Here is a 19,767-nt window from a genome sequence, read left to right as displayed (position 1 = left end):
ATTAAGAAACAAAAGCAATAACTTCACCACCGATACCAGCAGAACGTGCTGCGCGATCAGTCATGATGCCTTTGCTTGTAGAAACAATTGCAATACCTAAACCTTGCTTAACGCTAGGAAGTGCATCTTTACCGCGATACTGACGTAGACCTGGACGGCTTACGCGTTTCACAGTTTCGATAACTGGTTTGCCTTCAAAATATTTTAACGTAATTGTTAAAGTTGCTTTGCCTTCAGCATCAGCAACTTCTACGTTAGAAATGTAACCCTCTTGTTGAAGAACGTTAGCAATAGCAACCTTCAACTTAGAGTTAGGCATAGAAACAGTTTGTTTCTTAGCCATTTGTGCGTTACGAACACGGGTTAGCATGTCGGCAACGGTATCTTGCATACTCATTATAGTCGCTCCTTACCAGCTTGCCTTAACCATGCCCGGTACATCACCTTGCATGACAGTTTCACGTAATTTGTTACGGCTTAAGCCGAACTTACGGAAGTAACCATGAGGACGACCAGTTAAACCACAACGGTTACGAAGACGTACTGGAGACGCATTACGTGGTAATGCCTGAAATTTCATCATCGCTTCGAAACGTTCTTCTTCCGTTGCATTTACATTTGCAATCGTAGCTTTTAATTCAGCACGTTTTGCAGCAAATTTAGCAACAGTTTTTTCGCGTTTCAATTCGCGATTAATCATACCTTTCTTAGCCATATCGACCTCTTATTTAAACGGGAAGCCGAATGCACGCAATAGCGCACGGCCTTCGTCATCGGTGCGAGCAGTCGTAGTAACGGTAATATCCATACCACGAATACGATCAATCTTATCAAAATCGATTTCAGGGAACATGATCTGTTCCTTCAAACCCATTGAGTAGTTCCCACGACCGTCAAATGATTTCGCAGAAAAACCACGGAAGTCACGGATACGAGGGATCGCAATAGAGATCAAACGGTCTAAGAATTCGTACATACGTTCGCCGCGTAAAGTTACTTTACAACCAATCGGCCAACCATCACGGATTTTAAAACCAGCGATAGATTTGCGAGCTAAAGTAAGTACTGGTTTTTGACCAGCAATTGCTTGCATATCAGAAAGAGCGCCGTCTAACAATTTCTTGTCAGCTGATGCAGCACCAACACCCATGTTGATGGTGATTTTTGTAATGCGAGGAATTTCCATCACATTCTTAACGCCCAATGTTTCTAACAATTGAGCTTTAAGTTCTTCGTTGTAACGTGTTTTAAGTCTGGCCATGGCCTATATCAACCTATTACTTCGCTACCGCCACTGATTCACCATTTGATTTGAATACGCGAGTTTTCACGCCATCAATCACTTGGTAACCAACACGGTCAGCCTTTTGGGTTGTAGCATTAAAAACTGCCACGTTTGAGATATGAAGCGTAGCTTCCTGAGTTACGATGCTGCCTTCAGCGCCAGTAGCTCGGTTCGGCTTTTGATGCTTCTTAACCAAGTTAAGGCCTTCAACCTTAACACGGTCATTTGAAACAGACAGAACAGTTCCCTGTTTGCCTTTTTCTTTACCTGCGATCACAATAATTTGATCGCCTTTTTTAATCTTAGCCATGAGTGCCTCTTATAGAACTTCAGGAGCCAATGAAATGATTTTCATGAACTGTTCAGTACGAAGTTCACGAGTCACTGGTCCGAAAATACGAGTTGCAATCGGCGCTTTGTTGTTGTTCAAAATCACAGCAGCATTGTCATCAAAACGGATGATAGAACCATCCGGACGACGTACACCGAATTTCGTACGTACAACTACAGCATTCATCACGTCGCCTTTTTTAACACGACCGCGAGGAATAGCTTCTTTTACAGTAACTTTAATAATATCGCCAACAGAAGCATAACGACGGTGTGAACCACCAAGTACTTTAATACATTGTACGCGGCGAGCACCACTGTTGTCTGCTACGTCGAGCATACTTTCGGTTTGAATCATTGCCCTACTCCAAAACCGAGCATCACCGGTTACAATTTCGAAAGGCTCAAAGAGTACTCGAAATTAACCGATGATGCAACAAGAACGTCTAATTACTCAGCAGCAGCTTCAATAACTTCCACTAAAGCCCAAGCTTTAGTTTTAGAAATTGGGCGGCTTTCTTTAATGGTTACCAAGTCGCCAGTTTTAGCAACATTGTTCTCATCATGAGCGTGTAATTTAGTTGAACGGCGGATTGATTTGCCATACAACGGGTGTTGAACGCGGCGTTCAATAAGCACAACAATAGACTTGTCCATTTTGTCGCTTACGACCTTGCCGGTTAACGTGCGAACTGTTTGTTCACTCATTGTCCGTTCCCCTGTTTTTCGGTAAGGAGTGTCTTAATACGAGCAATAGTCTTACGAGTAAGCGCAACTTCATGCGATTTACCCAATTGACCAGTTGCCTTAGCCATACGAAGACGGAATTGGTTAAGCTGTTGCTCATCAAGCAAAGCTGTCAACTCTTCTACCGATTTTTCACGTAGATCATTAGTTTTCATTACATCACCGTCTTAGTAACGATAGTGGTTTTAAACGGAAGCTTAGCAGCTGCAAGCGTAAACGCTTCACGTGCCAATTCTTCGCTAACACCATCCATTTCGTACAAGATCTTACCTGGTTTGATTTGGCAAACCCAGTATTCCACAGAACCTTTACCTTTACCCATACGAACTTCTAATGGTTTTTCAGTAATTGGTTTGTCTGGGAAAACACGGATAAAGATCTTACCACCACGTTTTACACGACGGCTAATTGTACGACGCGCAGCTTCAATTTGACGAGCAGTCATTTGACCACGCTCGAGAGATTTAAGTGCGATAGTACCGAAAGATACAGTGCTACCACGATGCGCTAGACCAGTGTTACGGCCTTTTTGTACCTTACGGAACTTAGTACGTTTAGGTTGCAACATGGATTATTCTCCTTTTTCAGCAGAACGATCATTGCGACGACCACGACGCTCTTGACCTTCACCACGACCGCGACCGCGTTTAGCTGGACGTTCTTCAGCAGGAGCAGGGTTCATGACTTGTTTCATGCCACCTAAGATCTCGCCACGGAATACCCAAACTTTAACACCAATCGTACCGTAAGTAGTTTCAGCACGTACAGATGAGTAGTCGATGTCAGCACGAAGTGTATGCAAAGGTACACGACCTTCACGATACCATTCAGTACGGGCAATCTCTGCACCACCTAAACGACCAGAAACTTCAACTTTGATACCTTTAGCACCAGCACGCATAGAGTTTTGAACCGCACGCTTCATAGCACGACGGAACATTACACGTTTTTCTAATTGAGAAGCGATTGCTTCAGCAACTAAACGAGCGTCTAAATCTGGGCGATCGATTTCGTTGATGCTTACTTGCGCAGGAACACCCATAATAGATGTTAATTCGCGTTGTAATTTCTCAATATCTTCGCCTTTTTTACCGATAACGATACCTGGACGAGCAGTGCTAATTGTAATTTTAGCAGCGCCTGTAGGACGTTCGATAAGAATTTTGCTAACCATCGCGTTTTTAAGTTTTTTGTTCAAAAACTCACGAACTTGAAGATCTTTAAGCAAATATTCAGCGTATTGTTTCGGACTCGCATACCAGTTAGCGTTATGACGTTTCACAACACCTAGGCGGATACCGATTGGATGAACCTTCTGACCCATATCAAACCCCTACCTTAACGGTGATGTGACAAGTACGCTTAGTGATACGATCTGCACGGCCTTTAGCACGTGGCAAAATACGTTTAAGGCTAGTGCCTTCATCAACGTAAATCGTAGCAACTTTAAGGTCGTCTACATCTAAACTGTTATTATGTTCAGCATTTGCAATTGCAGATTCCAACGCTTTTTTTACTAAAACTGCAGCTTTTTTGTTGCTGAAGTTTAAGATGTTTAAAGCGTGAGCAATAGACTTGCCACGAATCAAATCTGCAACCAAACGTGCTTTTTGTGCCGAGATAGCGGCACCGCGTAATTTAGCAGTAACTTCCATCATAGCACCTTAACGTTTAGATTTCTTGTCAACACCGTGACCACGATAGGTACGAGTTGGCGCGAATTCACCGAGTTTATGACCAACCATATGTTCAGATACAATTACCGGAACATGGTTACGACCATTATGAACAGAAATTGTTAAACCAACAAAATCTGGGAGTATCATCGAACGACGCGACCAAGTTTTGATCGGCTTACGGTTATTAGCCGCGATAGCCGCTTCAACCTTAGCGAACAAGTGCGCATCGACGAATGGGCCTTTTTTCAGAGAACGAGGCATTGTCAGATTCCTTTACTTGTTACTTAACGCGACGGTCGCGAATAATCATCTTAGTCGTACGCTTGTTGGTACGTGTTTTGTACCCTTTAGCTTTTTGACCCCATGGGCTTACAGGTTGAATACCTTTATTACGCCCTTCACCACCACCATGTGGATGGTCAACTGGGTTCATAGCCATACCACGTACGGTAGGACGAACGCCACGCCAGCGTGAAGCACCCGCTTTACCGAGTGAACGTAGGTTGCTTTCTTGGTTAGAAACTTCACCAAGTACAGCACGGCATTCAACGTGAATTTTACGCATTTCGCCAGAACGTAGACGAACAATTGCGTAAGAACCGTCACGACCCAACAACTGAACAGAAGTACCAGCTGAACGAGCTAATTGCGCGCCTTTACCGATTTTAAGTTCGATGTTGTGAAGAGTAGAACCGATAGGCATGTTACGAAGTGGTAAGCAGTTACCTGGACGAATTGGAGCATCGTTACCAGATTGTACTTTATCACCAGCACGCAAACCTTTAGGAGCGATGATATAACGACGTTCACCATCAGCATACAAAACTAAAGCAATGTGTGCAGTACGGTTAGGATCGTATTCGATACGCTCTACAGTAGCAGGGATACCGTCTTTGTTACGTTTGAAGTCAACTAAACGGTAGTGCTGTTTATGACCGCCACCAACGTGACGAGTCGTAATATGACCGTTATTGTTACGACCACCAGTACGTTTTTTAGCTTCAACCAACGGAGCATAAGGCGCGCCTTTGTGAAGATGGTCGTGAACGACTTTCTCTACAAAGCGACGTCCTGGTGACGTTGGCTTACATTTTTGAATAGGCATAATTCTCGTCCTTATTCCGCTGCGCTTTCAGCGGTATCGCCCAAGTCAGCCATTTCAACATCTTGGCCAGCTTTCAGGGTGACGTATGCTTTTTTAACATCAGAACGACGTCCTAATGTTTTACCAAAGCGTTTAGTCTTACCTTTAGTGATCGTTGTGTTAACTTTAACAACTTGAACACCAAAGAGTTGTTCCACTGCTTTTTTGATTTCAAGTTTGTTTGCGTTGATAGCAACTTTAAAAACTTGAACACCAGCAGCTTCACCTAGAACTTGTGCTTTTTCTGAGAATACAGGTCCTTGTAGGACTTGATAGATACGTTCGTTGTTCATCCGAGTTCTACCTCAATTTTCTTAGCAGCAGCTACAGACATAACAACTTTGTCGAACGCGATCAAGCTAACAGGATCAATTGCAGCAGCATCAACCACATCTACATGTGGAAGGTTACGTGCAGCAAGATATAGATTCTCATCTACAGCATCCGTAACGATTAATGCGCGAACAGCATTTAAGTCGTTAAGTTTAGCAAGCAATTCTTTAGTTTTAGGAGCAGCAACAGCAAACTCTTCAACCAATACCAAGCGATCTTGACGAACAAGTTCAGCTAAGATGCATTGCATAGCACCGCGGTACATTTTACGGTTAACTTTTTGAGACCAATCTTGTGGACGAGCGGCAAAAGTTTTACCACCACCAACCCAGATTGGGCTACGAATAGAACCAGCACGCGCACGGCCAGTACCTTTTTGACGGAAAGGTTTTTTACCACCGCCAGATACATCGCCACGTGATTTTTGAGCTTTAGAACCTTGACGACCACCAGCTAAATAAGCTGTAACAACTTGGTGTACAAGAGCTTCGTTAAACTCACGTCCGAAAGCAACTTCAGATAATTCAACAGCAGAGCCGGAAACAGTATTTAAATTCACAATATTTCCCCTCAGGCCTTGATCGTAGGGCGAACGATTACGTCGCCACCAGTAGCACCAGGAACCGCACCTTTAACAACAAGAACTGAACGTTCTGTGTCAATAGATACAATCTCAAGACCCTGCGTAGTTACGCGTTCAGCACCTAAATGGCCAGCCATTTTTTTGCCTTTGAATACGCGACCAGGAGTCTGGTTTTGACCAGTAGAACCTAAAACACGGTGAGATAGTGAGTTACCGTGAGTAGCGTCTTGCGTACGGAAGTTCCAACGTTTAACACCACCTTGGAAACCTTTACCTTTAGACTGACCAGTTACGTCAACAATTTGACCCACTGTGAACAATTCAACGGTAAGCGTACCACCAACTTCACGACCTTCAAGATCAGCTTCTGTAGCGCGGAATTCTTTAACTAAACGACCAGCAGCAACACCCGCTTTAGCGAAGTGACCTTTCTGAGGATTAGTTACGCGAGATTCGCGACGCTCACCAGTAGTGATTTGAATCGCTTGATAACCATCAGTTTCAAGCGTTTTGATTTGAGTGATGCGGTTAGGATCAACCTCAATCACTGTAACAGGTACAGAAACACCAGCATCTGTAAAGATACGTGTCATACCGCACTTGCGACCGACTAAACCAATAGCCATGTGCATAAACCTCTAAAAAAGCGGCTTAATTAACTTAGAGTGTTAATTAACCCGAAAGCCTTAACCCAATGCGATCTGAACATCAACACCAGCTGCAAGATCTAATTTCATCAATGCATCAACAGTTTTGTCTGTTGGTTGAACGATATCGATCAAACGCTTGTAAGTGCGGATTTCATACTGGTCACGCGCGTCTTTATTAACGTGCGGTGAAGTTAGAACGTTAAAACGTTCGATGCGTGTAGGCATCGGAATTGGACCACAAACTTGTGCGCCAGTACGTTTTGCTGTTTCTACGATCTCTTGAGCAGATTGATCAATCAGACGATGATCAAAAGACTTCAAACGGATACGGATTCTCTGGTTAGACATACCAGTAAACTCCAAGCCAAAAATATAAAGAATCACCTCTGACGCATCTCACCCTATTGGTAAGTGTCAAAGGCAGTGAAAATCACTAAGGTCATGATCGATGCCACGACTGTCACGATATTAACTACTTTATTCGTAGTTAACCCTTTTACTAAAAGGCCGCTCATTATAGCTATTGTTTAACACTTAAGCAAATCCCTTTTCAACTTTTTAGTATATTTCTCACATCTTAAATTTGTAACATTGTTTAAAAATAAATCAACTTGCGGTTTTTTGCAAAACGTACTCAATTGCTTGGTTTAATATTTGATTTCCTTGAATAAAATTGCTTTTTGGCGACTTTTTCAATTGTTGTTCAGATTGCACATATTCTCCTGAAAAATTTACCAGCTCTTCATCATTTTCCAAAAATAGCTTTAATGCCTCCGGGGTAATTTCTGGATGAAATTGGAATCCCAAGACATTTTTTCCGATTTGATACATTTGGTTTCGACAAACATCATTTTCCGCCAAATGAATCGCTCCTTTCGGAATTTCAAAGGTTTCGCTGTGCCATTGCATCACATTAAATTGATCAGGTAGTTCAAAACACTCTTCAGGTACATGATTAACTTTGCGCACCCCTGTCCAGCCGCGTTCTTGTTTTTCATTACGGCGGACGGCTGCACCCAATGCATTAGCGATGAGTTGCCCCCCCAAACACAAACCGATTGCAGGTTTACCCATCGACAAATAACGTCGTAACCAGCGTTTTTCTACCTTTAACCAGGGGAAATTTGCTTCATCGTTCACACTCATCGCCCCCCCCATAATAATGAGCAAATCGACATCTTCCACGTGAGGCAAAGCTTCAATATCCAAAGGACGATCTACAGGTAATGCAAAAAACTCCGTTGCACTAATTTTAGCATGGTGCTGTTTTAAAAATGGATAACAACTGCCGAACCCTTCACCAGCAATATGCTGAAAATAATGTACTTTTAAATGCGACTTCATGCGCCTCCACCTATTGTTGTGTTCTGATATAGGTTTAGCAAAAATGAAGCCAACTTTATGTGCAGATTAACGTTTCTATACATTTAGGCATTTATATAGCCTAATCTGCGAGTTTCTCTTAAGCTAAAGCTAATTTTGATACGACTTAGAGCAGAACCTTGAAAAAAAATCCACAAACAGAACTGATTCATGCACCACGAAAAGCCCCGCAATACATTTCTACGGTTCAACCTCCCCTGTTTCGTGCATCAACCATTATTTTTGAAAACACCAATGCACTGTTTAATCGCCATTGGACCGATGATTATGACTATAGTTATGGCACCCACGGTACACCGACAACTTTCACCTTAGGCGACAACATTGCTCAAATTGAAGGAGGTGAATATTGCCTGCTAGCACCAAGTGGTTTGTCTGCGATCAACCTGGTTAATTCATGCTTTTTGGCACACGGAGATGAAGTTTGGGTTGCAGACAACATTTATGGTCCAAACATGGAACATTTGCGCAATCTGGAAACGCGTTATGGCATTACCGTTAAGGTTTACAATGCAATAGATGTGGATAGTTTTCAACCTACAACTAAAGCCAAACTGATTTGGTTAGAAGCTGCAGGCTCAGTCACTTTAGAATTCCCCAACTTAGTGGGTCTCGTCAATAAAGCCAAACAAGCCAAGGTCTTGACTGCACTGGATAATACCTGGGGTGCAGGACTTGCCTTTAATGCCTTTGATTTTTCTAACCAGCATTTAAGTGTCGATCTCACCGTGCATGCGCTGACGAAATATCCAAGTGGTGGCGGCGATATCTTGATGGGTTCGGTGGTGACACGTGATCAGAATCTACATCATAAACTGTTCCGTATGCATGCCATTCAAGGTATCTCCATTTCAGGTGATGATGCTGCACAAGTTCAACGTAGCCTTGCTTCAATGCAACTGCGTTATCAACATCAGTCACAAAGCACTTTAAAACTGCTCGATTGGCTAAAACAACAAAAAGAATTTGTTCAGGTACTACATCCTGCCGATCAATCATCTGCTGGACATGACTATTGGAAAGAGATTTGTACTACAGGTCAAAGCGCCGGCTTGGTCAGTGTTATTTTTAAACCTGAATATAGATTGGAAGATATTCGTCAATTCTGTGATGCCTTACAACTGTTTAAGCTGGGTTTTAGCTGGGGTGGCCCGGTTAGCCTAGTCATGCTATACAACTTAAAAGATATGCGTGTTTTGGAAACTACACATTTACAACAAGGTTTATTGGTTCGCTTTTGTATAGGGCTAGAACATCCAAGCGATTTAATACAAGATATAGAAAACGCGTTAAAACAATTGAATACACCACAACTCGAATAACTTCAGACACAAAAACATAAAATAGGAACACATATGGGTACACCTATCGTTATTGCCAAGAAAACCTCAAATACACAACAAGAGATTGTTTTACATTCACAGTTCGCCAACCGTCATGGACTGATCGGAGGTGCAACTGGAACAGGTAAAACAGTCACCTTAAAAGTACTGGCTGAAAATTTTTCCCGAATTGGTGTACCTGTATTTTTAGCCGATGCCAAAGGCGATGTTTCAAGCCTAGCCAAAGCTGGCTCAAGCAATCCCAAATTTGATGAACGTCTAAAAATCTTAAATATTGAATCCATCCCTTTTGCCGCATCACCAGTGGTGTTTTGGGATTTATTTGGAGAACAAGGTCATCCGATTCGTACCACGGTATCAGAAATAGGACCGCTATTATTAGCGCAAATGCTCAATCTGAATGACACTCAGGAAGGCGTACTTTCAGCAGTGTTTCGCATCGCAGATGATCAAGGATTACTATTGATTGATTTTAAGGATTTAAAATCAATTATTAGCTATGTGTCGGAACATGCCTCGGAATTTCAGGCGGAATATGGCAACCTACCCCCCGCGAGTCTAGGAGCTATTCAACGTAATTTATTGGCACTTGCAGACCAAGGTGGTGATCAGTTTTTTGGTGAGCCCAGTTTAAATATCCTGGATTTTATTCAGACCGACAGCCAAGGACGGGGCAATATCAACTTACTGGCCGCCGATAAGTTGATGAACACCCCTAAACTGTACGCCACCTTCTTACTCTGGATGTTATCGGAACTCTTTGAACAATTGCCTGAAGTGGGCGATATGGATAAGCCCAAACTGGTGTTCTTCTTTGATGAAGCGCACTTATTGTTTGATAACGCCAGCGCAGCGCTACAAGAAAAAATTGAACAGGTGGTGCGTTTGATTCGTTCCAAAGGGGTGGGGATTTATTTTGCTACGCAAAACCCATTGGATTTACCTGAAAGCGTACTCGGACAACTCGGTAACCGTGTCCAACATGCCTTACGTGCCTTCACCCCAAAAGATCAAAAAGCGGTAAAAACCGCAGCAGATACTTTCCGTTCCAACACTGAATTTAAAGTCGATCAAGCCATTACCGAACTGGGTGTAGGTGAAGCTTTAATTAGCTGCCTGGATGAAAAAGGCATTCCACAAATTGTAGAACGCGGCTGGGTGATGCCGCCCTACTCTTCATTTAGCCCGATTAGCTTAGATGAACGTAAAATACTGATGAATCAAAGCATTGTTGCAGGGGTCTATGAGCAATCTATTGACCGCGAAAGTGCCTATGAAATGTTGCAGCAAAAAGTAGCCCAGCGTCAGCAACAAGCCGTTGCCGAGGAAACAGCGAAACAGCAAGCCAAGGAACAAGAGGCTCTAGCAAAACAACAAGCCAAAGAACAGGAAGCATTTGCCAAGCAGCAAGCCCGTGAACAAGAACGTATTGCACATGAGCAGCAGAAAGAAGCTGAACGTGCATCGAAACAACGTGAGAAAATGACCCAAGATATTGTCGGGACATTTGCGAAAAGTGCGGCACGCAGCCTAGGTGGCAGTACTGGACAGAAAATTGTCCGTGGCTTACTCGGCTCTCTTTTCGGCAGAAAATAACTCTTTTTATTCCTATCAAGATTTTTAAAATTATGGGATATTCAGATATCCCATAATTATTTTAGGGTTTTTATAAAAGATGTATTTACAACCAATTTTATAAGATGTATTTTAAATACATCTTATAGCCACAATACAGATGTTCTAGCCATGACTCCACAACATATTGAACTTGTTAAATCAACTGTCCCTGTCCTTCGTGAAAATGGTGTTGCACTGACCAGCTATTTTTACAACCGCATGCTGAATAACAATCCAGAATTAAAAAATGTCTTTAACCTAGATCACCAAACTAGCGGTCGTCAGCCGCGTGCCTTAGCTGCTGCTGTATTGGCTTATGCAGAACATATTGAAAATCCAAGTGTATTGGCGAAAGCAATCGAACACATTACCACTAAGCATGTCAGCCTTGATATCCAACCCGATCAATATGCCATTGTGGGTGACAACCTATTGCATTCAATTAGCGAAGTGTTAAATGTACCGTTTGAATCTGACCTGATTGCTGCTTGGAAAGAAGCTTATATGCAATTGGCAGGCATCTTAGCTGGGGTAGAAAAACAGAAATATGAAAACCTGGCTGCACAAAATGGCGGTTGGGCTGGATGGCGTGCCTTTGAAGTTGCTGCAGTTGAAGCAACTGATGCTGGTAAACGTTTTACTTTAAAAGCACAAGATGCTCAGCCTGTTGTTGGTGCTGAAACAGGAAGCTATATTTCAGTTAAAGTTCAAGTGCCTGGACATGACATTCAACAGCCACAACAATTTACGTTTGCTGACGCCCAATCTGCAGATCAATTTGTTTTTGATGTAAAACCTGAAGTAAATCATACAGAATATTCTGTTGCCAACATCTTGCTTGAAAACTACAAAGCAGGTGATGTGGTTCAGGTTTCTGCACCAGTTAAAGGCTAAATGCTTAATAAATCATTAATTTCTTGTTATTGAAAGTTCCTTTCGGGGGACTTTCAAGCTACGCTATATATATACCTTTCCTCTGCCTTTAAAGACTCCATGCAACTCAATAAATTTACTGATTATGCCTTGCGTCTATTGATGTACATCTCCAGACCCAGAGACACCCCTTATACCATTGCAGAAATTGCACAGGATTTGCATGTCTCTCAAAACCATTTGGTTAAAATTGTCCATTTCATGGGAAAACAGGATTGGATCATTACCACACGCGGAAAAGGCGGTGGGATTCGCTTAAATGCAGAAACTTTAAATTTAAATCTGGGTTACATTGTCCGTATTCTACAAGGCAATAACCAGATTGTGGAATGCGATACTCCAGCCTGCGTACTCCGCAGCAACTGTGGCCTTAAAGGCATTTTAGATCAAGCACTTGAACAGTTCTACCAATCTTTAGATCACTATCGTTTAGGCGATGTGCTCGATCAAAGTAGCTCTAGCAAAGTCGCCACCTCATCCCCCATTTCACTGATTAATCTCTAAATCATCAGCCGAAGTTTTACCGCTTTCAAAATGCAAAGGTCGCTTGCCTAGACGACTTCCTTTATAATGTTTCTTTGTAGATCATTTATTGAAGTTGAGTTATGCACCACAGCAGAGGAAAATCCAAAAACAGTAAGATCGCGAATGCGCCTAAGCAAAAGATCAGCTATGAGAAAAAAGTTGATTCTGCCATTACTGAATATTCTGTGCGTTCACTCAACTGGTTACGCAAAGCTGAATTCTTGATGAGTGCGCCAAAGCTCAATCTTTGTGTAGAAGATACAGGCTATGAGATTGCTTTTGCCGGCCGTTCAAATGCGGGTAAATCCAGTGCCATCAATGCATTAACCAATCAAAAACAATTGGCTCGTGCATCGAAAAAGCCGGGTCGTACCCAAATGATCAACTTCTTTAGCTTGGGTAATCCGGATCAGCGCCTAGTCGATTTACCGGGTTATGGTTATGCAGCCGTCCCTGAAGCAATGAAACTGGTTTGGCAAAAAGAACTTGAAAACTATTTGATTCATCGCCAAAGCCTACAAGGTTTGGTGTTGTTGATGGACATTCGCCATCCCCTGCAACACTTTGACGTGATGATGCTGGAATGGGCTTATTCACGTAAATTGTTTGTACACGTGTTATTGACCAAATCAGACAAATTGAACCGTGGCCCTGCATCAAAAGCGCTACAAGAAGTGCAACAGCAATTGAGAAAAATGAAACTTAATTTCTCAATTCAGTTGTTCTCATCGATGAACAAACAAGGTTTGGAAGAACTTGCCAGCGTGATGGCAGGTCGTTTGAACTTTACCCTGGAACAATCAACTGAATTCGATTTGGATAGCATTCCAGAAGCGGATGTCGATGATCTGGATGAGCCAGTAGAATCTATGCATGAAGATGATGAGCCAGAGATTGAAATTGCCGACGATGTGACCGATGAAAGTAGACAAGCTGATTAATATCGACTGTCTGACAAAATTCATCATCTATTGATATTTGAATGTCCTCTATTGTTCACTACAATTGAGGACATTTTTTTATACTGCTTCTAAATTAATGTGCTCTTGATTACAGACAAAACAAGAACAGGATAAAGACAATCGTTTAATGCCCAATCCGCTCGGGCTGGCTTCATAACAACTCGGTTATTTAATGCCTTGGTAAAATCCTGTGCATGAAGCCAGAACTGAAGATGCCATCGCGTATTTGAACAATTCCCCTGCCGCAAAACGAGCAGTCCTGAAAGTCGTTTGAATTAATCTCACAAATTCCAAACAGTAGGGCTTTATGCCCTGCTTTTATTTGCACTACAATAAATCCAGATAAGAAAAAAAGATAAGGATAAAAGATGAAACCCTATATTTCTGTCATCACGCTTGCCGTCAAGGATTTAGAGCAGTCACTGAAGTTTTATTGTGAAGGTTTAGGCTTACATAACCAAGGTATTTTAGGTCAAGACTATGAATATGGTGCAGTCGCTTTTATAGAACTGCAATCAGATTTAAAACTCGCCTTATGGCCGCAGCAAAGTATTCAGCATGATACGGGTCTGGAACTGACCCCAATGTGCCCGACCCAAATGACATTAGGACATAACGTCTATAGTCCACTAGAAGTGGATCAAATTATGGCGCAAGCAGCACGTGCAGGTGCTCAAATTATCAAACCTGCACAAGCCACGTTTTACGGCGGATATGCTGGCTATTTTCAAGATCCCAATGGACATTTATGGGAGGTGGTATGGAATCCATGCTGGGAAAATGATTAGGTTGGAATTTTATTCTCATCACGGGTATGACGGTCCACCACCACACTAATCATCATATCACCTTGCACATTGACTACAGTACGCACCGTATCCAGTAAACGGTCTATCGGCAATAAAATGGCAATGGCTTCGGCAGGCAGACCGACTGATTGCAACACCATAATCATGGTCACCATGCCGGCACTTGGAATGCCCGGTGCACCGAGCGATGCGATCATTGCTGTTACGCAAACAATCAGCTGCTGACCAATAGTTAAATCCAGCCCCATCAGGTTGGCAATAAATAGAGCCGCGGCAGCCTCATACAGTGCCGTTCCATCCATATTTAATTGCGTTCCCAGTGGAATCACAAAACCTGCTGTTGCCGGACGTACCCCCAAGTTTTCTTGGGCACATTTCATGGAAAGTGGCATGGTGGCAGAACTGGAACTGGTGGCAAAAGCCGTAATCAGTGCGCTACGTGCCCCTTTAAAAAAGGTCAGCGGATTCATCTTGCCGAAAATCCACAGTAATAGTGGCAAAACCACAGCACCGTGGAAAATGGTGGTTCCTGTCACGACAGCCGCAAACTCCACCAGACGATTCAGTACAGAAATATCTTCCGTTGAAATCAGTTTTGCCAATAAGGCAAAAATACCAATCGGAGCAAGTCGCATCACCCAGATGATCATGAACATCATCATGTCAAAAAACTGCTGGCTGACTTGACGTACGGTTTTAAAACGCTCACCACCATGTACCAAAGCTACCCCAAAAAATAAGGCAAACAAAACCACAGCAAGGACGTTGCCTTCAGAAAAAGCTTTAAAAGGATTGATTAAGGTATTTTGAATAAAATTGGTCAAAAATGAAGTTGGCGTTAAGGTATCCGGGGTTTGATGGGTACTCATCGCATCCTGAAACATGGCGATGTCTACGCCCTTGCCCACATCAAACAAATGTGCAGAACTGATTCCGAGAATTAACGCCAAGGTCGTGGTGGTCACGCAGCAGGCTAAAGTAATTTTCCAGACTTTGCCTAATTGCCCACCTGATTGCAAGTTGGACACCCCAACGACAATTGAACTAAAAATCAGGGGAATTAACAGCATCTTTAACAAGCCAATAAAAATACTGCTGGCAATTCCCAAACCATACAAACTGGCATCAAAAAATGGGGTATTGGGATAAAGATTCAGGATAAAACCGAAAGCCACGCCTAAAATCGCAGCAATCAAAATTTGGGTATTTAAGCTCATCTCTGCATGCTTTTATTGTTAAGTCTTGCAGGCACTATGCCATGCCCTATTTTTAGAATCGAGGAATTTTTTGTCACAAGTTCAGCATAAATAGGTAAAAGCATGATTTACACTTTGTCTGAATCATGAACGACTTACTGAATAAATGGCATAAAATCTGCTTTGGAATTACAACCAGTCTACCCATAATTAAAAGAGTCTACCTATGAAAAAAATAATCCTCATCACTACACTAATTTTAAGTATTGGGCAGACTTTTGCCCATTCAAGTCATGGCTGCCATAAAGATGTATCGGAAGACATTCCACGCTGCCATTAACCCACAATCATTAAAAAGCCGGACGCTATGTCCGGCTTTTTCATTTCAACTGATCGCTTACTGGGTTTCAATTTCACGGATACGAATTAAACCTTCTTGGGTGGTACTACACACCAATTCCCCGTTTTGCCACATGCGACCGAAGTTCAAGCCACGTGAACTTGCACTCACCGTAGCCTCCATGTCGTATAGCATCCATTCATCCACACGGAATGGCTTATGGAAATACATGGCATGGTCAATACTGGCACATTGCAAACTTGGCGATAAATAGCTTAAACCATGCGGACGAAGCGCCGTGGTCATTAAGGTAAAGTCTGAATAAAATGCGGCAATGGCCTGATGTAACGAAATCTCATCAATTTCTGGGGCAATTTGATCGTGCGTCCGTAAATAGTGCGCATAGGATGGCGCTTCAGGCTGTGGTTGAAATGGATTGCTTGGATCAATCGGACGGATATCAATGTGGCGATCGCGCATAAAGCTGGCACGCACATTTTCCGGCACAAACTCCACGATCGTTTTTTTCAGCTCAGCTTCTGATTTTACCTGTTCTGGAGCAGGATATTCAGGTTCACTAATTTGGTAATTTAAACCTTCTTCCGGATAAGCAAAAGAAATCATTGCAGTAAAAATGGTACGCCCATGCTGAATGGCACGAACCTGGCGGCTGACAAAGCTTTTCCCGTCACGCAAACGATCCACTTGATACAGAATAGGTGCATTGACATCACCGCCATACAAGAAATAAGCATGCAATGAATGTGCAGGACGATCTGTGGTATAGGATGCCGCGCGTAATGCCTGCCCCAACACCTGACCACCAAAGACACGTTTTCCGACCAAGTTTCGGCTGATACCCCGGTAGACATTTTCTTCAATTTTTTCAAGGCTAAGTAATTCAACCAATTCTTGGGTTAACGCATTCATAAGCGACCTATTTTGATGTGGGATACCTGAAATGTAGGCGAAAAATTAAATCAATCAGATAAGCTATTGCAGCTATTTTGCCACAAATCCAGATTAAAACCCTAGAGTTAGGCTGACTGCTGTGTCACATTATTTTTAGCTCATATCTGCTAAAAATACGATTTTTAACGATAAAATTTAACACTCAATATGAATTTTGTCAGAAAATGACATACTGTTTTAAATTACAATGATGCAAAACAATTTCCCCCCTCAGAAAATCTGTGGTTTCGGTCATTTAAGTAGGAGTGTATATGTCCAAGAGTGGCTTTGGTCAAATGTATCGTCAGCTTTCCAGTAAGCTGCTTGACCTCGTGGTAACCCCACATGTTCTTGGTGAGGTTCCTACTGAACCGACAACTACAGAAGCAAATGCAGAAACAGATCAACCGATTAAGCAAAAAATGGTCTGCTATGTTTTACAAAATTACTCGCGTAGCAATGCACTGATTGTCGATGGTGAAACACGACGCCTCAAACTTTCACCCGCTCTAAACCCGTTAGTGGTCGGAAATCAGAAAGAAAAAGCATCGGTGTTGTTCTTGCAGCATCACAATGAAAATAATTTACTCAATCCGCCGCCACATGCTTTTCCGCCACGTTTACTCCGTTTAATTGATATTTTAGAAAATCATCCTGAAGTGGATATCGAACTGATTCCTGTAACTGTGCTGTGGGGACGCTCGCCAGATAAAGAAGATTCCTGGTTCAAGCTGCTGTTTACCGATACTTGGGCAACCCCGGGTACAGTTAAACAATTGGTGAATATTGGTTTGCATGGTCGTCAGTCTTATTTGGAATTCCATCAAGGGCAATCCTTACGTACCCTTGTCGATTTTGCCAAAAAGACCCATCCCAACTTATCACCAGCAACTTACATTCTAAATACCCTGAATAACTACTTGGATGGTCAGCGCGAAGTTGTGCTTGGCCCTGACCTGTCAGACCGTCGTAATGTGATGCATTCGTTAATTAAATCTACGGATGTGCAAGAAGCCATTCGCCGTGAAAGCATCCGCAGCAAAGTCAGCATGATTGAATCTGAACGTCGTGCGATTGGTTATTTAAACGAAATCGTTTCTGATTATTCACATTCTGCAGTGCATTTTGCCGATATGGCGCTGACCCGTTTATGGACGCAGCTGTATGACGGCGTAGAAGTGCATAACTTCAGCACCGTGCGTGAACTTGCCAAAGACTACGAAATTATCTATACCCCATGTCATCGCAGTCACATCGACTACTTATTGCTGTCCTATGTGATTTACAAGCGTGGCATGATGGTGCCGTACATTGCTGCGGGTGATAACCTAAATATGCCGTTCGTGGGGCAATTACTCCGTGGTGGCGGTGCATTCTTTATTCGCCGTACTTTCCGTGGTAATGGTTTGTATACCACGGTATTCAAAGAATACCTGTACAACATTTTGTCGCGTAACACGCCTCTTGAATACTTTATTGAAGGTGGTCGTTCACGTACAGGGCGTTTGTTGCCACCGAAAACCGGCATGCTCGCAATGACGGTACATAGTCATTTACGCGGTCGATCAAAACCAATCGTATTTTTGCCGACGTATATTGGTTATGAACGTCTGATGGAAGGTTCAACCTATGTCGGTGAAATGCAAGGCAAGCCGAAAGAGTCTGAATCGATTGTGGGCATTTTAAAAACCTTGCGTAAAATCGAGCGTATTTTCGGTAAAGTGCATGTGAACTTCGGCGAACCTGTGTTTTTAGATGACATGCTAAAAAAACACGATGCAGATAAAATCAAGATTGAAAAGAATGATGATCCTATTCCGTCGGAAGTGTCGGATGCAGTCAACAGTTCTGCTCATGCGATTTTAGAAAATATTAACCGTGCGGTAGTAATTAACCCTGTTTCACTGCTTTCTCTGATTCTACTAGCAACACCAAAACATACTTTAGATGAAGAGATCTGCATCAAACAGCTCGATGCATACCGTAATCTGGTCGCTGCCTTACCTTATGATGCACGCACACAAGTCACACCGCTTTCAGGCAAAGAAATTATTGCCTACGGTTTAAAACTGAAGCTGATTAAACGTATCAAACACGTGTTGGGCGATATTATTGCGATTGAAGACAATCAAGCGGTATTGCTGACTTACTTCCGCAATAACATTCTACATGCCTTTGTATTGCCGTCTTTAATTGCTGCTTTGGTTGAACATAACGGTTCGATTCGTCGCGGCGATTTGATCAATGTGATTCGCACGCTTTATCCATTCTTGAAAGCTGAATTGTTCTTAAAATGGCAAGATGAGGAGCTGAAAGATCAAATCTGTGCTTACGTCGAAGCATTAATCAAAGCAAAATTGATTTCTGAAGATGCGGAAGGCAACCTGGAATCTCCTGCACCAAACTCGGAAGATCATAACCAACTTGTTGTTCTAGCCGCTCCTGTGATGCAAAGTCTTGAGCGTTATTACATGACTTTGGCCCTGATCACTCAGCGCGGTTCAGGTAATATTTCGACCCGTCAGGTGGAAGAACTCAGTCATTTGGTTGGTCAACGTTTGTCTGTTCTGTATGAGTTCAATTCACCTGAATTCTTTGATAAAGCCTTATTTCAAAGCTTTATTAAAGTGCTGACTCAACAAGGCTATATTCGTAACAATGAAGACAACGCTATTGTGTTTGATGAGAACTTCCAGAACGTTGCGCAGTACGCCAACCTCGTTTTGGATGATGTGACTTTACAAATGCTTCAGCACATTACCACTTTTAGCGATGAAGAGTTGAAAGAAGCTTTGGATGCAGTTGCTGCTCAACAAGCGAAACGTCGTTTGAAACGTAAGAAGAAATGATATTTTCTGAGTTACTCCAAAAATCAGCCTGCTTTTAAGCAGGCTGATTATCATAAAATAAAAATAATTTAATAAAATCAATAAGATTTAATGTTAATGGTATTACCT

General features: G+C 42.5%; 25 protein-coding genes and 2 pseudogenes. 8 read left to right on the top strand and 19 right to left on the bottom strand.

The window, feature by feature from the left end:
- Position 1: 1 nt before the first annotated feature.
- The 17 genes and pseudogenes from rpsH to HLH16_RS11370 all read right to left on the bottom strand — a co-directional run bounded on the left by rpsH (position 2) and on the right by HLH16_RS11370 (position 8,095).
- Positions 2–397, bottom strand: a complete 396-nt coding sequence (gene rpsH / locus HLH16_RS11450; RefSeq protein WP_067726639.1) for a 30S ribosomal protein S8 — start codon at positions 395–397, stop codon at positions 2–4.
- A 12-nt stretch (positions 398–409) separates the two neighbouring features.
- Entirely contained in the window at positions 410–715 is a 306-nt protein-coding gene (gene rpsN, locus HLH16_RS11445) for a 30S ribosomal protein S14 (RefSeq protein ID WP_067726641.1), read from the bottom strand.
- 9 nt (positions 716–724) lie between these two features.
- Complete coding sequence (gene rplE / locus HLH16_RS11440) at positions 725–1,261, bottom strand: 50S ribosomal protein L5 (protein ID WP_067726643.1); 537 nt, start codon at positions 1,259–1,261, stop codon at positions 725–727.
- Positions 1,262–1,277: 16 nt separating this feature from the next.
- On the bottom strand, positions 1,278–1,595 hold the full coding sequence (gene rplX / locus HLH16_RS11435; protein WP_131291422.1) for a 50S ribosomal protein L24: 318 nt from the start codon (positions 1,593–1,595) through the stop codon (positions 1,278–1,280).
- A 9-nt stretch (positions 1,596–1,604) separates the two neighbouring features.
- A complete protein-coding gene (gene rplN, locus HLH16_RS11430; protein ID WP_004650480.1) occupies positions 1,605–1,973 on the bottom strand; it encodes a 50S ribosomal protein L14 in 369 nt (122 codons plus the stop codon).
- A gap of 92 nt (positions 1,974–2,065) precedes the next feature.
- Complete coding sequence (rpsQ, locus tag HLH16_RS11425; RefSeq protein WP_067726647.1) at positions 2,066–2,323, bottom strand: 30S ribosomal protein S17; 258 nt, start codon at positions 2,321–2,323, stop codon at positions 2,066–2,068.
- Positions 2,320–2,517: a 50S ribosomal protein L29 gene (gene rpmC / locus HLH16_RS11420; protein WP_005012982.1), complete on the bottom strand. Its 198-nt coding sequence runs from the start codon at positions 2,515–2,517 to the stop codon at positions 2,320–2,322. The genes rpsQ and rpmC overlap by 4 nt, the downstream gene beginning before the upstream one ends.
- The gene (gene rplP / locus HLH16_RS11415; protein WP_067726649.1) at positions 2,517–2,930 is read right to left on the bottom strand and encodes a 50S ribosomal protein L16; all 414 of its coding nucleotides are present in this window, start codon (positions 2,928–2,930) and stop codon (positions 2,517–2,519) included. Before rplP ends, rpmC begins: the two co-directional genes overlap by 1 nt.
- A pseudogene (rpsC, locus tag HLH16_RS11410) lies at positions 2,870–3,686 on the bottom strand (30S ribosomal protein S3). Before rpsC ends, rplP begins: the two are co-directional and overlap by 61 nt.
- Position 3,687: 1 nt before the next feature.
- Positions 3,688–4,017, bottom strand: coding sequence for a 50S ribosomal protein L22 (rplV, locus tag HLH16_RS11405; protein WP_131291426.1), 330 nt, complete (start codon positions 4,015–4,017; stop codon positions 3,688–3,690).
- A 9-nt stretch (positions 4,018–4,026) separates the two neighbouring features.
- A complete protein-coding gene (rpsS, locus tag HLH16_RS11400) occupies positions 4,027–4,302 on the bottom strand; it encodes a 30S ribosomal protein S19 (protein ID WP_004281508.1) in 276 nt (91 codons plus the stop codon).
- A gap of 19 nt (positions 4,303–4,321) precedes the next feature.
- Positions 4,322–5,146 (bottom strand): 50S ribosomal protein L2, encoded by an 825-nt coding sequence (gene rplB, locus HLH16_RS11395; protein WP_131291429.1) that lies wholly within the window; start codon positions 5,144–5,146, stop codon positions 4,322–4,324.
- An 11-nt stretch (positions 5,147–5,157) separates the two neighbouring features.
- Entirely contained in the window at positions 5,158–5,478 is a 321-nt protein-coding gene (rplW, locus tag HLH16_RS11390) for a 50S ribosomal protein L23 (protein WP_131291431.1), read from the bottom strand.
- Positions 5,475–6,077: a 50S ribosomal protein L4 gene (rplD, locus tag HLH16_RS11385; protein WP_131291433.1), complete on the bottom strand. Its 603-nt coding sequence runs from the start codon at positions 6,075–6,077 to the stop codon at positions 5,475–5,477. The genes rplW and rplD overlap by 4 nt, the downstream gene beginning before the upstream one ends.
- Before the next feature lie 11 nt (positions 6,078–6,088).
- Positions 6,089–6,727 carry a 50S ribosomal protein L3 gene (rplC, locus tag HLH16_RS11380; protein ID WP_131291435.1) on the bottom strand — a complete coding sequence of 213 codons (639 nt, stop codon included), beginning with the start codon at positions 6,725–6,727 and terminating at the stop codon, positions 6,089–6,091.
- A gap of 60 nt (positions 6,728–6,787) precedes the next feature.
- Positions 6,788–7,099, bottom strand: coding sequence for a 30S ribosomal protein S10 (gene rpsJ, locus HLH16_RS11375; protein ID WP_000070912.1), 312 nt, complete (start codon positions 7,097–7,099; stop codon positions 6,788–6,790).
- Between the two features lie 258 nt (positions 7,100–7,357).
- Positions 7,358–8,095 (bottom strand): type 1 glutamine amidotransferase, encoded by a 738-nt coding sequence (locus HLH16_RS11370; protein WP_171529426.1) that lies wholly within the window; start codon positions 8,093–8,095, stop codon positions 7,358–7,360.
- A gap of 158 nt (positions 8,096–8,253) precedes the next feature.
- On the opposite strand from HLH16_RS11370, the gene HLH16_RS11365 reads away from it, so the two are divergent.
- The 7 genes and pseudogenes from HLH16_RS11365 to HLH16_RS11340 all read left to right on the top strand — a co-directional run bounded on the left by HLH16_RS11365 (position 8,254) and on the right by HLH16_RS11340 (position 14,302).
- Positions 8,254–9,456, top strand: coding sequence for a PLP-dependent transferase (locus HLH16_RS11365; protein WP_171529425.1), 1,203 nt, complete (start codon positions 8,254–8,256; stop codon positions 9,454–9,456).
- A gap of 33 nt (positions 9,457–9,489) precedes the next feature.
- On the top strand, positions 9,490–11,073 hold the full coding sequence (locus HLH16_RS11360; RefSeq protein WP_171529424.1) for a helicase HerA-like domain-containing protein: 1,584 nt from the start codon (positions 9,490–9,492) through the stop codon (positions 11,071–11,073).
- A gap of 150 nt (positions 11,074–11,223) precedes the next feature.
- Positions 11,224–11,988, top strand: a complete 765-nt coding sequence (locus HLH16_RS11355) for a globin domain-containing protein (RefSeq protein WP_171529423.1) — start codon at positions 11,224–11,226, stop codon at positions 11,986–11,988.
- Between the two features lie 99 nt (positions 11,989–12,087).
- On the top strand, positions 12,088–12,531 hold the full coding sequence (locus HLH16_RS11350) for an RrF2 family transcriptional regulator (RefSeq protein WP_171529422.1): 444 nt from the start codon (positions 12,088–12,090) through the stop codon (positions 12,529–12,531).
- Between the two features lie 101 nt (positions 12,532–12,632).
- Positions 12,633–13,493, top strand: a complete 861-nt coding sequence (gene yihA, locus HLH16_RS11345; RefSeq protein WP_171529421.1) for a ribosome biogenesis GTP-binding protein YihA/YsxC — start codon at positions 12,633–12,635, stop codon at positions 13,491–13,493.
- 136 nt (positions 13,494–13,629) lie between these two features.
- Positions 13,630–13,788, top strand: a pseudogene (locus tag HLH16_RS15790) (metal-dependent hydrolase); the annotation flags it as partial.
- Between the two features lie 94 nt (positions 13,789–13,882).
- Entirely contained in the window at positions 13,883–14,302 is a 420-nt protein-coding gene (locus HLH16_RS11340) for a VOC family protein (protein WP_171529420.1), read from the top strand.
- On the opposite strand, the gene HLH16_RS11335 is transcribed toward HLH16_RS11340, so the two are convergent.
- Together HLH16_RS11335 and HLH16_RS11330 are read right to left on the bottom strand one after the other, a co-directional pair.
- The gene (locus HLH16_RS11335; protein ID WP_171529419.1) at positions 14,299–15,540 is read right to left on the bottom strand and encodes a dicarboxylate/amino acid:cation symporter; all 1,242 of its coding nucleotides are present in this window, start codon (positions 15,538–15,540) and stop codon (positions 14,299–14,301) included. The genes HLH16_RS11340 and HLH16_RS11335 overlap by 4 nt on opposite strands.
- Before the next feature lie 376 nt (positions 15,541–15,916).
- Entirely contained in the window at positions 15,917–16,789 is an 873-nt protein-coding gene (locus HLH16_RS11330) for an acyl-CoA thioesterase (protein WP_171529418.1), read from the bottom strand.
- A 293-nt stretch (positions 16,790–17,082) separates the two neighbouring features.
- Here HLH16_RS11330 and plsB point away from each other — a divergent pair, with 293 nt between their 5' ends.
- Positions 17,083–19,659 carry a glycerol-3-phosphate 1-O-acyltransferase PlsB gene (gene plsB / locus HLH16_RS11325; RefSeq protein ID WP_171529417.1) on the top strand — a complete coding sequence of 859 codons (2,577 nt, stop codon included), beginning with the start codon at positions 17,083–17,085 and terminating at the stop codon, positions 19,657–19,659.
- Positions 19,660–19,767 lie beyond the last annotated feature (108 nt).

The sequence above is a fragment of the Acinetobacter sp. ANC 5378 genome, from assembly GCF_013004315.1.
In the GTDB taxonomy this organism is placed as follows: Bacteria; Pseudomonadota; Gammaproteobacteria; order Pseudomonadales; family Moraxellaceae; genus Acinetobacter.
The sequence above is the reverse complement of the archived record's forward strand: the minus strand, read 5'-3'. Positions and strand labels throughout refer to the sequence as shown.

Coding starts and splice junctions, on each gene's coding strand:
- rplX (WP_131291422.1), bottom strand. CDS start 1,595: ATGGCTAAGATTAAAAAAGGCGATCAAATTATTGTGATCGCAGGTAAA.
- HLH16_RS11335 (WP_171529419.1), bottom strand. CDS start 15,540: ATGAGCTTAAATACCCAAATTTTGATTGCTGCGATTTTAGGCGTGGCT.
- rplW (WP_131291431.1), bottom strand. CDS start 5,478: ATGAACAACGAACGTATCTATCAAGTCCTACAAGGACCTGTATTCTCA.
- rpsN (WP_067726641.1), bottom strand. CDS start 715: ATGGCTAAGAAAGGTATGATTAATCGCGAATTGAAACGCGAAAAAACT.
- HLH16_RS11350 (WP_171529422.1), top strand. CDS start 12,088: ATGCAACTCAATAAATTTACTGATTATGCCTTGCGTCTATTGATGTAC.
- yihA (WP_171529421.1), top strand. CDS start 12,633: ATGCACCACAGCAGAGGAAAATCCAAAAACAGTAAGATCGCGAATGCG.
- HLH16_RS11355 (WP_171529423.1), top strand. CDS start 11,224: ATGACTCCACAACATATTGAACTTGTTAAATCAACTGTCCCTGTCCTT.
- rpsJ (WP_000070912.1), bottom strand. CDS start 7,099: ATGTCTAACCAGAGAATCCGTATCCGTTTGAAGTCTTTTGATCATCGT.
- rpsH (WP_067726639.1), bottom strand. CDS start 397: ATGAGTATGCAAGATACCGTTGCCGACATGCTAACCCGTGTTCGTAAC.
- rplN (WP_004650480.1), bottom strand. CDS start 1,973: ATGATTCAAACCGAAAGTATGCTCGACGTAGCAGACAACAGTGGTGCT.
- HLH16_RS11360 (WP_171529424.1), top strand. CDS start 9,490: ATGGGTACACCTATCGTTATTGCCAAGAAAACCTCAAATACACAACAA.
- rplB (WP_131291429.1), bottom strand. CDS start 5,146: ATGCCTATTCAAAAATGTAAGCCAACGTCACCAGGACGTCGCTTTGTA.
- rpmC (WP_005012982.1), bottom strand. CDS start 2,517: ATGAAAACTAATGATCTACGTGAAAAATCGGTAGAAGAGTTGACAGCT.
- plsB (WP_171529417.1), top strand. CDS start 17,083: ATGTCCAAGAGTGGCTTTGGTCAAATGTATCGTCAGCTTTCCAGTAAG.
- HLH16_RS11340 (WP_171529420.1), top strand. CDS start 13,883: ATGAAACCCTATATTTCTGTCATCACGCTTGCCGTCAAGGATTTAGAG.
- rpsS (WP_004281508.1), bottom strand. CDS start 4,302: ATGCCTCGTTCTCTGAAAAAAGGCCCATTCGTCGATGCGCACTTGTTC.
- rpsQ (WP_067726647.1), bottom strand. CDS start 2,323: ATGAGTGAACAAACAGTTCGCACGTTAACCGGCAAGGTCGTAAGCGAC.
- HLH16_RS11330 (WP_171529418.1), bottom strand. CDS start 16,789: ATGAATGCGTTAACCCAAGAATTGGTTGAATTACTTAGCCTTGAAAAA.
- rplV (WP_131291426.1), bottom strand. CDS start 4,017: ATGGAAGTTACTGCTAAATTACGCGGTGCCGCTATCTCGGCACAAAAA.
- rplE (WP_067726643.1), bottom strand. CDS start 1,261: ATGGCCAGACTTAAAACACGTTACAACGAAGAACTTAAAGCTCAATTG.
- rplP (WP_067726649.1), bottom strand. CDS start 2,930: ATGTTGCAACCTAAACGTACTAAGTTCCGTAAGGTACAAAAAGGCCGT.
- rplC (WP_131291435.1), bottom strand. CDS start 6,727: ATGGCTATTGGTTTAGTCGGTCGCAAGTGCGGTATGACACGTATCTTT.
- HLH16_RS11370 (WP_171529426.1), bottom strand. CDS start 8,095: ATGAAGTCGCATTTAAAAGTACATTATTTTCAGCATATTGCTGGTGAA.